The organism is Pseudomonas cremoricolorata DSM 17059 = NBRC 16634, assembly GCF_000425745.1.
GTDB classification, from domain to species: domain Bacteria; phylum Pseudomonadota; class Gammaproteobacteria; order Pseudomonadales; family Pseudomonadaceae; genus Aquipseudomonas; species Aquipseudomonas cremoricolorata.
In genome coordinates this window covers 426,120-439,532 of sequence record NZ_AUEA01000002.1, presented here as the reverse complement: position 1 = coordinate 439,532, position 13,413 = coordinate 426,120, and the positions used below count along the sequence as shown (strand labels likewise).

General features: G+C 61.5%; 11 protein-coding genes and 1 pseudogene. 9 read left to right on the top strand and 3 right to left on the bottom strand.

The annotated features are described in order from the left end of the window. Positions 1 to 112 precede the first annotated feature (112 nt). Together H618_RS23375 and H618_RS23370 are read right to left on the bottom strand one after the other, a co-directional pair. The gene (locus H618_RS23375) at positions 113 to 853 is read right to left on the bottom strand and encodes a methyl-accepting chemotaxis protein (protein ID WP_425414164.1); all 741 of its coding nucleotides are present in this window, start codon (positions 851 to 853) and stop codon (positions 113 to 115) included. Positions 854 to 970: 117 nt separating this feature from the next. After that, positions 971 to 1,999, bottom strand: a pseudogene (locus H618_RS23370) (HAMP domain-containing protein); the annotation flags it as partial. A 316-nt stretch (positions 2,000 to 2,315) separates the two neighbouring features. Between H618_RS23370 and H618_RS0104320 the strand changes: the two are divergent. The 4 genes from H618_RS0104320 (at position 2,316) to H618_RS0104305 (ending at position 5,359) form a co-directional block, all read left to right on the top strand. Then, on the top strand, positions 2,316 to 3,758 hold the full coding sequence (locus tag H618_RS0104320; RefSeq protein ID WP_028693901.1) for an aminotransferase-like domain-containing protein: 1,443 nt from the start codon (positions 2,316 to 2,318) through the stop codon (positions 3,756 to 3,758). Between the two features lie 82 nt (positions 3,759 to 3,840). Further along, positions 3,841 to 4,332 carry a hypothetical protein gene (locus H618_RS0104315; protein ID WP_028693900.1) on the top strand — a complete coding sequence of 164 codons (492 nt, stop codon included), beginning with the start codon at positions 3,841 to 3,843 and terminating at the stop codon, positions 4,330 to 4,332. 130 nt (positions 4,333 to 4,462) lie between these two features. Next, positions 4,463 to 4,717, top strand: a complete 255-nt coding sequence (locus H618_RS0104310; protein ID WP_028693899.1) for a YkgJ family cysteine cluster protein — start codon at positions 4,463 to 4,465, stop codon at positions 4,715 to 4,717. Between the two features lie 33 nt (positions 4,718 to 4,750). Continuing rightward, positions 4,751 to 5,359 carry an START domain-containing protein gene (locus tag H618_RS0104305; RefSeq protein ID WP_028693898.1) on the top strand — a complete coding sequence of 203 codons (609 nt, stop codon included), beginning with the start codon at positions 4,751 to 4,753 and terminating at the stop codon, positions 5,357 to 5,359. Between the two features lie 66 nt (positions 5,360 to 5,425). On the opposite strand, the gene gltA is transcribed toward H618_RS0104305, so the two are convergent. Continuing rightward, positions 5,426 to 6,715 carry a citrate synthase gene (gene gltA / locus H618_RS0104300; RefSeq protein WP_028693897.1) on the bottom strand — a complete coding sequence of 430 codons (1,290 nt, stop codon included), beginning with the start codon at positions 6,713 to 6,715 and terminating at the stop codon, positions 5,426 to 5,428. Positions 6,716 to 7,067: 352 nt separating this feature from the next. Between gltA and sdhC the strand changes: the two genes are divergently transcribed. The 5 genes from sdhC to H618_RS0104275 all read left to right on the top strand — a co-directional run bounded on the left by sdhC (position 7,068) and on the right by H618_RS0104275 (position 13,386). Continuing rightward, positions 7,068 to 7,454: a succinate dehydrogenase, cytochrome b556 subunit gene (sdhC, locus tag H618_RS0104295; RefSeq protein ID WP_033727462.1), complete on the top strand. Its 387-nt coding sequence runs from the start codon at positions 7,068 to 7,070 to the stop codon at positions 7,452 to 7,454. Next, positions 7,448 to 7,816 (top strand): succinate dehydrogenase, hydrophobic membrane anchor protein, encoded by a 369-nt coding sequence (gene sdhD / locus H618_RS0104290; RefSeq protein WP_028693895.1) that lies wholly within the window; start codon positions 7,448 to 7,450, stop codon positions 7,814 to 7,816. The genes sdhC and sdhD overlap by 7 nt, the downstream gene beginning before the upstream one ends. 3 nt (positions 7,817 to 7,819) lie before the next feature. After that, a complete protein-coding gene (gene sdhA, locus H618_RS0104285) occupies positions 7,820 to 9,592 on the top strand; it encodes a succinate dehydrogenase flavoprotein subunit (protein WP_028693894.1) in 1,773 nt (590 codons plus the stop codon). A 12-nt stretch (positions 9,593 to 9,604) separates the two neighbouring features. Further along, the gene (locus H618_RS0104280) at positions 9,605 to 10,309 is read left to right on the top strand and encodes a succinate dehydrogenase iron-sulfur subunit (protein ID WP_028693893.1); all 705 of its coding nucleotides are present in this window, start codon (positions 9,605 to 9,607) and stop codon (positions 10,307 to 10,309) included. Between the two features lie 245 nt (positions 10,310 to 10,554). Continuing rightward, the gene (locus H618_RS0104275) at positions 10,555 to 13,386 is read left to right on the top strand and encodes a 2-oxoglutarate dehydrogenase E1 component (protein ID WP_028693892.1); all 2,832 of its coding nucleotides are present in this window, start codon (positions 10,555 to 10,557) and stop codon (positions 13,384 to 13,386) included. The last annotated feature ends 27 nt before the right edge of the window (positions 13,387 to 13,413 follow it).

The following is a 13,413-nucleotide window of genomic DNA, read 5'->3' as shown; positions in this document are numbered from 1 at the left end:
TAGATTTTTTTATAGCTAAATAGACTTGTTGGTTATGAGCTTATAACAGCCACTTTCTTTGTGGTCTTTGCCCGGCGGTGAAGCGGGGCTGGTGTGCCAGCCCCGTCGCCGGTCAGATGCGGAAGCTGCCGACCAGCTGCTTGAGACGCCCGGCCTGTTGGCTCAACGCGTCGCAATGGCGCAGGGTTTCGTTGAGGTTTTCCACCCCTTGCTGGTTGAGGGCGTTGATCTGGGTGATGTCCAGGTTGAGGCTCTCGACCACGGCGGTCTGCTCTTCGGTGGCGGTGGCCACCGACTGGTTCATGCCGTCGATTTCGCCGATGCGCTGGGTCACGCTGGCCAGCCGCTCACCGGCCTGGTTGGCGACCTGCACGGTCTGCTCGCTGGACACCTGGCTGGTGTGCATGGTGTGCACCGCCTCGCGCGAGCCGACCTGCAGGCTGGTGATCATGCGGTGGATTTCTTCGGCCGATTCCTGGGTGCGGTGGGCCAGGTTGCGCACTTCGTCGGCGACCACGGCGAAACCACGCCCGGCTTCCCCGGCGCGCGCGGCTTCGATGGCGGCGTTCAGCGCGAGCAGGTTGGTCTGCTGGGAAATGCCCTTGATCACGTCGAGGATCTTGCCGATTTCGTCGGTGCTGGCGTTGAGCACTTCGATCTGCTGGCACGATTCGCTGATCTTCTGCGACAGGCTGGTCATCGCGCCAATAGCATCGTCGACCACCTTGCGGCCATCGTTGGCCTGCTCGCTGGCGCCGCTTGCGTGCTGCGAGGCATCGGCGGCGTTGCGGGCGATTTCCTGGGTGGCGGCGCCGAGCTGGTTGATCGCCGCAGCGACGCTGTTGGTGCGCATGCTCTGCTCTTCGGAGCCGGTGATCGAGGCGTTGGAGGCGCCGACCACCTGCTCGGACAAATCATGTACCTGGCGGGTGGCCGAGGCCACTTCGCTGATCGAGGTGTGGATACGCTCGACGAAGCGGTTGAAGGCGTTGGCGACTTCGCCGAATTCGTCCTGCTGCTGCACTTCAAGGCGCTTGGTCAGGTCACCTTCGCCGTCGGCGATGTCACGCATGGCGCGGCCCATGACCGTCAGCGGACGCATCAGCAGCGGAATCAGCAGGCTCAGCAGGGCGGCGATGGCGGCCACGGCGACGAGCATGGCGATGATCGCCGAGGTGCGGAACTTGCTCAGCGCGGCGTAGGCTTTGTCCTTGTCGATGGACAGGCCGATGTACCACTGCGCCGAAGGCAGGCCGTTGACCGGGGCGAACGACATCAGCCGTTCATTGCCATCGAGGCTGACATCCTGCAGGCGGCTGGTCAGTTCCAGGTTCTGCCCGGCATAGATGTCCTTGAGCTGCTTCATCACCAGGGTCTTGTCCGGGGCGACGATCACCTGGCCTTCGCGGTCGACCAGGAAGGCGTGGCCGATGCCGCCGAAGTCGACCGAGTTGATGATTTCCACCAGGGTGTCGAGGGTCAGGTCGCCACCGACCACACCGAGCAATTCGCCGTTGCTGCGGCTTTTCACCGGGGTGGCGATGGTCACCACCATGCCACCGACCGCGCCCATGTAGGGCGGTGTCAGCACGGTCTGCCCGGCGTTGGCCGCAGCGCTGTACCACGGCCGCTTGCGCGGGTCGTAGTCAGACGGCATGGACACGTCTGGACGCTGGGTGAACACACCGTTGGCCTGGCCGAAATAGGTGAACAGGAAGTTGCTGGTGTAGGAGGGCTGGTCGACCAGGCCGGGCAGGGTGTCGCCAGCATTCTGCTGGGCGATGTCCTGGGCCAGGTTTTCCAGCACCAGAATGCGTCCGCTCATCCAGTTCTGCACGCTGCTGGCGGTCAGCTCACCAGACTGCTGCATCGATGACTCGAGGTTCTGGGTGATGGTGCTGCGTTGCAGGTAGTCGTTGTAGAGCGTGAACAGGGCAAACGCGAGCACGACCACTGCGCAGGCGCTGAGGAGAATCTTGTGGCGAAACTTCAGGTTCATGTTTCCAGACCTAGCCATGGGAAGGGGAGGTTGCCATGCGCCGGGGCGCATTAACGAAACCTGTCAGAACAGCTATCGGCACCAAGCGGATTTCTTTAAAAGGTTGGCGCACTAATCTTCCCCTGCGCACGACGAACGGTTGCGCCAGAGCGGTTGCTGGCACCTGTGGTGGGGGTGGCCGCGGCCGCTCATGACATGGACGATAAAGCGGGAGTAATCTGCAATCTGTTCCCGTACACTTCGCAACTGTTCCGGTAATCTTTCCAGGCCTTTTCGTCACACAAGAACAACGACACCTGCGCTTCGAGAACCCGTCATGACCAACCTGCTGCTGTACCAGAAAATCGCCCAGCAACTGGCCGAAGACATCCGCCGTGGCGTCTACCAGCCCGGCGAGCGCGTGCCCTCGGTGCGCAAGATGAGCGCCCAGCTCAATGTCAGCCACGCCACGGTGTTGCAGGCCTACGCCAATCTCGAAGACCAGGGCCTGATTCGCGCGCGTCCGCAGTCGGGCTACTACGTTCACCAGACCCCGGCGCTGACCGCGCAGACCCCCGACATCGCCCGGGTCGAGCGCCCGGGCCTGGTGACCCGCGCCAGCATCATCCAGCAGGTCTTGGCCGAGGCCCGCCGCGATGGCGTGTACGCCTTCGGCGCGGCGGTGCCCAATGTCGACTATTTGCCGGTGCGGGCGCTGCATCAGCAGTTGGCGAAAGTCACCCGCTTCCACAGCCCGCGCGCCTTCAGCTACATGTTCAGCCCAGGCTTCGAGCCCTTGCGCCGGCAGATCGCCATTCGCATGCGCGACGCCGGCGTGCTGGTCGACCCGCGCGAGGTGGTGGTCACCCATGGTTGCGTCGATGCCCTGCAGATGGCCTTGCGCGTGCTGACCCGTCCGGGCGATCTGATCGCCGCCGAATCACCGACCTACTACGGGCTGTTGCAACTGGCCGACCTGCTGGGGCTCAAGGTCATCGAGATTCCCAGCGATCCGTCCACCGGCATCAGCCTGGAAGCGCTGCAACTGGCGGCCAACCAATGGTCGATCAAGGCGTTGGTGCTGACCGCGCGGCTGAGCAACCCCCTGGGCGGCACCATCCCCGAAGAGCGCCAGAAGCAGCTGCTGCGCCTGGCGTCTGACTTCGACATCCAGATCGTCGAGGACGATATCTACGGTGAGCTGATGTTCGAGCAGGGCCGCAGCAAGGCGCTCAAGGCCTTCGACCGTCTCGACCGGGTGATCTACTGTTCGAGCTTCTCCAAAACCCTGTCGCCCGGAGTACGGGTAGGCTGGATGATTCCTGGGCGCTATCAGGATGAAGTGCAGCGCCTGCAAACCTTCACCACCCACTCGGCCTGCAGCGTCACGCAGATGGCGGTGGCCTCGTACCTGGAAAACGGCGGCTATGACCGCCACCTGCGCTATATCCGCCAGGAGTACCGCAAGAACCTCAGCGCCTACCAGCTGGCGGTGCAGCAGCATTTCCCGGAAGGCACGCAAATGACCCGGCCAACCGGGGGCTTCATTCTCTGGGTAAGTTTGCCGGGACGGGTCAATACCCAGGAGCTGCATGTGCGTGCGCTCGAGCAGGGCATAAGCATTGCGCCGGGGTTGATCTTCAGTAATACCGAGCAGTTCAACCACTGTATTCGTATCAACTGCGGCATTCCGTGGAACAAGGAATCGGAGCGGGCGCTGATTACCCTGGGGCTGCTGGCCTTGCAGTTGTGTAAAGAGACGACCGGCGCGGTGGCCTAGGCTTTTTCATAAAGAGCTTGGACTTGCCAGCGCGCGCGCCAGGATAGAGCATAGGCACTTTGCTATTGTGCTGCGGGTGACCATGAAAACGCTACGTTGCATTGCCTTGCTGGTGGGTCTTTCCTCTTTGGCTTCGCTGGCTGGCGTGGTGCAGGCTGCGCAGCCCAGTGGCCAAGGCAGTGCGGCCGTGCAGCCTGCGCCGGCCAAGACGACCTCCAAGGCCAAGCCGGCAGCGTCAGCCAAGACCAATGCCCCGGCCCAGAAGAGCAAGAGCGCGCGCAAGCCGGTGGCCAAAAAGCCGGTCAGCAAGGCTGTCACACAGCCGGTGCCGGCTGCCAAGCTCGACCTGAGCCTGCCCAAGGACATGGTCAAGGATCTCAAGCCCGAGGTGGATTCCTCGCCCGTAGCGCGCACCGCGCTGCTGCCGGCGATGTTCCCTGATACCCCGGGCGGCAGCGACAGCAATTTTCAGCTCAACGGCCGCCTGATCAGCAACGAAATGCAGTTGCAGCTACGCAATGAGTCGCGCCGCGATCTGGAAGGCGCGGCCATCGAGTTCGAATTCAAGCAGTGATCCAGCTGCCGCAGGTCAGAGCGCCGAACTGACTCGGCAGTCACCGGCGGCAGGCGATTTCAAACGGCTGTTTGCCCGGTTACTATCCGGGGGCGCGCGTGCCCCTTCCACTCCAGGAGTTTAGGTTTCGATGAAATGCCGTGAGGGCTGTGGCGCCTGCTGCATTGCCCCTTCCATCAGTTCCGCCATTCCCGGCATGCCCGAGGGCAAGCCTGCGGGTGTGCGGTGTTTGCACCTGTCGCTGGAGAACCTCTGCCAGTTGTTCGGTCAGCCGCAAAGGCCGGCGGTGTGCGGGGGATTCAAGGCTGAGGTGCAGGTGTGCGGCAGCGATCGAGACGAGGCCATCAAGCTGATTGGCTGGCTGGAGCGGATGACCGCAGCGTAAGCGAGTAGATCTTCGACAATAAGGAACAACAGGATGAGATCAGTCAAACGCATTGCACTGCTGTTGAGCGTCGGCGTACTGCTGTCGCCCCTGGCCCAGGCAGAGAACTGGGAAGTGAAGAAGGATGAGGACGGCATCAAGGTATCGCTCAGCGATGTCGCCGGCTCCAAGTACAAGGCCTATCGAGGCGAAACGGTGATCAAGGCACCGTTGGCCAGGGTCGTCGCCGAGCAGGAGAGCGTGACCGCTGCCTGCGCCTGGATTCATGAGTGCAAGATGCAGAAGTTGCTCAAGCATGAAGGTGATCAGGCCTGGACCTACACTCAGTTCAATACGCCTTGGCCGGTGACACCGCGTGATTCGGTGTTGCACATCACCACCTCGCGCGCCGCTGACGGCAGCGTCACGCGAGCCTTCGAGGAAGCGTCCGACTATCTGCCCGAAGAGAAAGGCTTCGTGCGTGTCGCCGAGGTCGAAGGGTTCTGGAAGTTCGTACCCCAGGGCGATAAAACCCAAGTGATCTACCAGGTGCACACCGAGCCGGGCGGCAGTGTGCCGGCGCTGGTGGCCAACAAGTTCGTGGTCGATGCGCCGTTCAATACCCTCAAGCAACTGCGCGCCAAGGTCGAAGGCGGCAAATAACCGGCGAACTGCCCATAAAAAAACCGGCGCTCTAGGGCGCCGGTTTTTTTGGTCTCGAAGAAGCGCTTACTTGCGGTCTTTGAGTGCGGTGATGTCGCGTTGTTGCTCACCGGTGTACAGCTGGCGCGGACGGCCGATCTTGTACGGGCTCGAGAGCATTTCCTTCCAGTGCGAAATCCAGCCGACGGTACGCGCCAGGGCGAAGATCACGGTGAACATGCTGGTTGGAATGCCGATGGCCTTGAGGATGATCCCCGAGTAGAAGTCGACGTTCGGGTATAGCGAGCGCTCGATGAAGTACGGATCGGTGAGGGCGATCTCTTCCAGGCGCATGGCCAGTTGCAGCTGCGGGTCGTTCTTGATGCCGAGCTCGGCGAGCACTTCGTCGCAGGTCTGCTTCATCACGGTGGCGCGCGGGTCACGGTTCTTGTAGACGCGGTGACCGAAGCCCATCAGCTTGAACGGATCGTTCTTGTCCTTGGCCTTGGCGATGTAGGTGTCGATGTTCGACACGTCACCAATTTCATCGAGCATGGTCAGCACGGCTTCGTTGGCGCCGCCGTGAGCCGGACCCCACAGGGCAGCGATGCCCGCGGCGATACAGGCGAACGGGTTGGCACCCGAGGAGCCCGCCAGACGCACGGTGGAGGTGGAGGCGTTCTGCTCGTGGTCGGCGTGGAGGATGAAGATGCGGTCCATCGCCTTGGCCAGCACCGGGCTGATCGGTTTGATCTCGCACGGGGTGTTGAACATCATGTGCAGGAAGTTTTCGGCGTAGGTCAGGTCGTTGCGCGGGTACATCATGGGCTGGCCCATGGAGTACTTGTAGACCATCGCGGCCAGGGTCGGCATCTTCGCGACCAGGCGCACTGCGGAGATTTCCCGGTGCTGCGGATTATTGATGTCCAGCGAGTCGTGGTAGAACGCCGACAGGGCGCCGACCACACCGCACATCACCGCCATCGGGTGAGCATCACGACGGAAGCCGTTGAAGAAGGTCTTCAACTGTTCGTGAACCATGGTGTGGTTCTTTACATTGCTGACGAACTTGGCCTTCTGCTCTTCGTTCGGCAGTTCGCCGTTGAGCAGCAGATAGCAGGTTTCCAGGTAGTCGGACTGTTCAGCCAGTTGCTCGATGGGATAGCCGCGGTGCAGCAGCACGCCCTTGTCGCCATCGATATAGGTGATCTTCGATTCACACGAGGCGGTGGCCATGAAGCCAGGGTCGAAGGTGAAGTGACCGGATGCCCCCAACCCGCGGACGTCGATGACATCGGGACCAACGGTGCCGGTTAAAATCGGCAGCTCGACGGGGGCAGCGCCCTCGATGATCAACTGCGCTTTTTTGTCAGCCATGTGGCCTCCTATTAATGCTTGAAATCATCTGACAGACCCCCCACGCAGGGCCCGCACCACTATAGAGGGATAAATTCAGATGTCAATTTGCCTAAAGGCTGCTTGAAACACTGCCTGAGCCTTGATTTTTCAAGAAATTCCCGCCCATTTACGCCTTTTGCAGGAAGAAGGCAATGCGCTCTTTGGGCGAGACCCTCACGTTGTCATGAGCAGCCTAACTGTCTATACTCGGCAGCCGACTCCCAAGGGCTTTCCCAGGCCCGCTGTGATGGGTGTCGTGCTCTCTGAATGGTGGGTACCTGACCAGTACACTTACCAACAACTTTGCCCTGCTTGCTAGGGGCTCTTCAGTGTGAAAAAAGCCGTGAAAAGCCAACGACCTGTAAACCTAGACCTAAGGACCATCAAACTCCCCATTACCGGCATAACGTCATTTCTTCACCGCGTCTCCGGCATCATCCTCTTCCTGGGACTGGGCATCATGCTTTATGCATTGTCCAACTCGCTGGGTTCCGAGGAAGGCTTCGGCGAAGTGAAGGCGTACATGACCAGCCCGCTGGCCAAGTTCGTGGCGTGGGGCCTGCTGTCTGCCCTGCTGTATCACCTGGTTGCCGGTGTGCGCCACTTGATCATGGACATGGGCGTCGGTGAAACGCTGGAAGGCGGAAGACTGGGCTCGAAAATTATCATCGCCGTTTCCGTGGTGTTGATCGTGCTGGCAGGAGTTTGGATATGGTAACCAACGTCACGAACCTATCGCGTTCGGGCCTCTATGACTGGATGGCGCAGCGTGTTTCTGCGGTCGTTCTCGCGGCTTATTTCATCTTCCTGATCGGATACCTCGTCGCGCACCCGGGCATCGATTATGTCCAGTGGCACGCGCTGTTCTCCAACAACGCGATGCGTATCTTCAGTCTGCTCGCCCTCGTGGCCCTCGGCGCTCACGCCTGGGTCGGCATGTGGACCATTGCCACCGACTACCTCACGCCGATGGCGCTGGGCAAATCGGCAACGGCGGTACGTTTCCTGTTCCAGGCGGTCTGCGGCGTCGCGATGTTCGCGTACTTCGTCTGGGGTGTACAGATTCTCTGGGGTATCTGATTCATGGCTAGTGTTCCTACTATTTCGTTCGACGCCATCATCATCGGTGGTGGCGGCGCCGGCATGCGCGCTGCGCTGCAGCTGGCCCAGGGTGGTCACAAGACTGCCGTGATCACCAAGGTCTTCCCGACTCGTTCGCACACCGTTTCGGCCCAGGGTGGCATCACCTGCGCCATCGCTTCGGCCGACCCGAACGATGACTGGCGCTGGCACATGTACGATACCGTCAAGGGCTCCGACTATATCGGTGACCAGGACGCCATCGAATACATGTGTCAGGAAGGTCCTGCCGCGGTGTTCGAGCTCGACCACATGGGTCTGCCGTTCTCGCGTACCGAGACCGGCCGCATCTACCAGCGTCCGTTCGGTGGTCAGTCCAAGGACTTCGGCAAGGGCGGCCAGGCGGCCCGTACCTGTGCAGCTTCCGACCGTACCGGTCACGCGCTGCTGCACACCCTTTATCAGGGCAACCTGAAAGCCGGCACCACCTTCCTCAACGAGTACTACGCGGTCGATCTGGTGAAGAACCAGGACGGCGCGTTCGTCGGTGTCATCGCCATCTGCATCGAAACCGGTGAAACCCTGTACATCAAGGCCAAGGCCACTGTACTGGCGACCGGCGGTGCTGGCCGTATCTACGCCTCGACCACCAACGCCCTGATCAACACCGGCGACGGTGTCGGCATGGCGCTGCGTGCCGGCGTACCGGTGCAGGACATCGAGATGTGGCAGTTCCACCCGACCGGCATCGCTGGCGCAGGTGTACTGGTCACCGAAGGCTGCCGTGGTGAAGGTGGTTACCTGATCAACGCCCACGGCGAGCGCTTCATGGAGCGTTACGCCCCGAACGCCAAAGACCTTGCCGGTCGCGACGTCGTCGCCCGTTCCATGGTCAAGGAAATCATCGCCGGTAACGGTGTCGGCCCGAACAAGGACCACGTCCTGCTCAAGCTCGACCACCTCGGCGAGGAAGTCCTGCACAGCCGCCTGCCAGGCATCTGCGAGCTGTCCAAGACCTTCGCCCACGTCGACCCTGTGGTCGCGCCGGTTCCGGTCGTACCGACCTGCCACTACATGATGGGCGGCGTTGCCACCAACATTCATGGCCAGGCCATCACCATGGACGCCGAAGGCGTCGACCACATCATCCCGGGCCTGTTCGCGGTCGGTGAAGTGGCGTGCGTATCGGTTCACGGTGCCAACCGCCTGGGCGGCAACTCGCTGCTCGACCTGGTGGTGTTCGGTCGTGCTGCCGGCCTGCACCTGGAGAAGGCGCTGACCGAAGGCATCGAGTACCGCGACGCCAGCGACACCGACGTCGACGTTGCCCTGAACCGTCTGGCCAAGCTCAACGAGCGCACCACCGGCGAAGACGTGGCGACCCTCAAGCGCGAACTGCAAAGCTGCATGCAGAACTACTTCGGTGTGTTCCGTACCGGCGAATACATGCAGAAGGGCATCGCCCAGCTGCAAGGTCTGCGTGAACGAATCGCCAACGTCAAGATCAATGACAAGTCCCAGGCCTTCAACACCGCGCGTATCGAAGCGCTGGAGCTGCAGAACCTGCTGGAAGTCGCTGAAGCGACGGCGATCGCCGCTGAAGCCCGTAAAGAGTCCCGCGGCGCCCACGCCCGTGAAGACTTCGAAGACCGTGACGACGAGAACTGGCTGTGCCACACCCTGTACTACCCGGGTGAGAAGCGCGTCGCCAAGCGTGGCGTCAACTTCGCGCCGAAGACCGTCCCGGCCTTCGAGCCTAAAGTCCGGACTTACTAAGGGGTGGCCGCAATGTTGAAAGTTGAAGTGTATCGCTACAACCCGGATACCGATTCGGCGCCTAAAACCCAGGTGTTCGAAGTCGATACCGGTGGCAAGGACCTGATGGTGCTCGACGTGCTGGCGCTGATCAAAGAGCAGGACGAAGGGTTCTCCTACCGTCGCTCCTGCCGTGAAGGCGTCTGCGGTTCCGACGGCATGAACATCAACGGCAAGAACGGCCTGGCCTGCATCACCCCGCTGTCGGCGGTGGTCAAGGGCAACAAGCTGGTGGTTCGCCCACTGCCTGGCCTGCCGGTGATCCGTGACCTGGTCGTCGACATGAGCATCTTCTACAAGCAGTACGAGAAGGTGAAGCCGTTCCTGCAGAACGACACCCCGGCGCCGGCGATCGAACGCCTGCAGACGCCGGAAGAGCGCGAGAAGCTCGATGGTCTGTACGAGTGCATCCTGTGCGCCTGCTGCTCGACCTCCTGCCCGTCGTTCTGGTGGAACCCCGACAAGTTCCTCGGCCCTGCTGCGCTGCTGCAAGCCTACCGTTTCCTGGCTGACAGCCGTGACACCAAGACCCAGGAGCGTCTGGCTTCGCTGGACGATCCGTTCAGTGTGTTCCGCTGCCGCGGGATCATGAACTGCGTGAATGTCTGCCCGAAAGGTCTGAACCCGACCAAGGCAATCGGTCACGTGCGCAACATGCTGCTGCAAAGCGGCACCTGATTCAGCAAGTGTTGTAACCGCAAGACGCCGAAGCGCGGGTGTTGAACCCGCGCCGAGGTGAAACCCGAGCAAGGGCCCACAAAGCCCCGGCTCGTACCTATGAAGATATGAGACCAGCAGGGGCTTCCGGGCTGGTACCCGGAAAATCTGCAGGATCTTCGGTGGCGTGGTTCAGCCGCGGTATTCGGCTTTCCATGTTTGCTGAGGCGCTTGCCGATCAGTCCCCTAACCGAGGGTGACCAAGCATGCAAGAAAGCGTGATGCAGCGCATGTGGGATAGCGCCCACCTTTCAGGTGGTAACGCTGCATATGTGGAAGAGCTCTACGAGCTTTACCTGCACGACCCTAACGCTGTGCCAGAAGAGTGGCGCACCTACTTCCAGAAGTTGCCCGCCGACGGCAGCACCGCTACCGATGTCTCGCACTCGACGATCCGCGACCATTTCGTACTGCTGGCAAAGAACCAGCGCCGCGCCCAACCGGTATCTGCCGGGAGCGTGAGCAGTGAACACGAGAAGAAGCAGGTTGAAGTGCTGCGACTGATCCAGGCCTATCGTATGCGCGGTCATCAAGCTGCCCAGCTTGACCCGTTGGGGTTGTGGCAGCGTCCCGCACCTGTAGACCTGTCGATCAATCACTACGGCTTGACCAGTGCCGATCTTGATACGACCTTCCGTGCCGGCGACCTGTTCATCGGCAAAGAGGAGGCGAGCCTACGGGAAATCTTCGATGCCTTGGAGAAGACATATTGTCGCACCATCGGCGCCGAGTTCACCCACATCGTCGATTCCGAGCAGCGCAGCTGGTTCCAGCAGCGTCTGGAAAGCGTGCGTGGCCGCCCTGATTTCTCCGCCGACGCGCAGGCGCACCTGCTCGAGCGCGTGACCGCTGCCGAAGGCCTCGAGAAGTACCTGGGCACCAAGTACCCAGGCACCAAGCGCTTCGGTCTGGAAGGCGGCGAGAGCCTGATTCCGATGCTGGACGAAATGATCCAGCGTTCCGGCTCCTACGGCACCAAGGAAGTCGTCATCGGCATGGCCCACCGCGGTCGCCTCAACGTGCTGGTCAACACCTTCGGCAAGAGCCCGCGCGAGCTGTTCGACGAGTTCGAAGGCAAGAAGATGAACGAGCTGGGCTCCGGTGACGTGAAATATCACCAGGGCTTCTCTTCGAACGTGATGACCCCGGGCGGCGAAGTCCACCTGGCCATGGCGTTCAACCCCTCCCACCTGGAAATCGTCTCGCCAGTGGTGGAGGGCTCGGTACGTGCCCGTCAGGACCGTCGCAACGACACCTCCGGTGACAAGGTTCTGCCGATTTCCATCCACGGTGACGCGGCCTTCGCCGGTCAGGGCGTGGTCCTGGAAACCTTCCAGATGTCGCAGACCCGCGGTTTCAAGACCGGCGGCACCGTGCACATCGTGATCAACAACCAGGTCGGCTTCACCATCAGCAACCCGCTGGACTCGCGCTCCACCGAGTACTGCACCGACGTTGCCAAGATGATTCAGGCGCCGATCCTGCACGTCAACGGCGATGACCCGGAAGCGGTGCTGTTCGTCACCCAGCTGGCCATCGACTATCGCATGCAGTTCAAGCGTGACGTGGTGGTCGACCTGGTCTGCTACCGTCGCCGCGGTCACAACGAGGCCGACGAGCCGAGCGGCACCCAGCCGCTGATGTACCAGAAGATCAGCAAGCAGCGCACCACCCGTGAGCTGTATGCCGACAAGCTGATCCAGGCCGGTCGCATCGACGCCGAACGCGCCCAGTCCAAGATCGACGACTACCGCAGCGCGCTGGACAACGGCCTGCACGTGGTCAAGAGCCTGGTCAAGGAGCCGAACCGCGAGCTGTTCGTCGACTGGCGTCCGTACTTGGGCCATGCCTGGACCGCGCGTCACGACACCGGCATCGAACTCAAGACCCTGCAGGAGCTGTCCGGCAAGCTGCTGGAAATCCCTGAAGGCTTCGTGGTTCAGCGTCAGGTCGCGAAAATCTACGAAGACCGCCAGAAGATGCAGGCCGGTGGCTTGCCGATCAACTGGGGCTACGCCGAAACCATGGCCTACGCCACGCTGATCTTCGAAGGCCACCCGGTACGTATCACCGGTCAGGACGTGGGTCGCGGCACCTTCTCGCACCGCCATGCGGCGCTGCACAACCAGAAGGACGCCAGCACTTACCTGCCGTTGCAGAACCTGTACCCGGGCCAGCCGAAATTCGACCTGTACGACTCGTTCCTCTCGGAAGAGGCCGTGCTGGCGTTCGAATACGGTTACTCGACCACCACGCCGAACGCGCTGGTGATCTGGGAAGCACAGTTCGGCGACTTCGCCAACGGTGCGCAAGTGGTGATCGACCAGTTCATTACCAGCGGCGAGCACAAGTGGGGTCGTCTGTGCGGCCTGACCATGCTGCTGCCACACGGTTATGAAGGGCAGGGGCCGGAGCACTCCTCCGCGCGCCTTGAGCGCTACCTGCAGCTGTGCGCCGAGCACAACATTCAGGTGTGCGTCCCGACCACGCCGGCGCAGATCTACCATCTGCTGCGTCGTCAGGTCATTCGTCCGCTGCGCAAGCCGCTGATCGTGCTGACGCCCAAGTCGCTGCTGCGCCACAAGCTGGCCATTTCGACCCTGGAAGATCTCGCCGAGGGCTCGTTCCAGACCGTCATCCCGGAAATCGACACCCTCGAGCCGTCCAAGGTCGAGCGCATCGTGCTGTGCAGCGGCAAGGTCTACTACGACCTGCTGGAAAAACGCCGTGCCGAAGGCCGTGAAGACATCGCCATCGTGCGTCTGGAGCAGCTGTATCCGTTCCCGGAAGACGACCTGGTGGAAATCCTCGCGCCGTACAGCAACCTCAAGGCTGCGGTGTGGTGCCAGGAAGAACCGATGAACCAGGGCGCCTGGTACAGCAGCCAGCACCATATGCGTCGGATCCTCGGTCGCCACAATGCGTCGCTGGTTCTGGAATACGCCGGTCGCGACGCCTCTGCCGCACCTGCCTGTGGTTATGCTTCCAAGCACGCCGAGCAGCAAGAGAAACTGCTGCAAGACGCGTTCACCGTCTAACGCTTAGCGCACTGAAACCGAATTTAA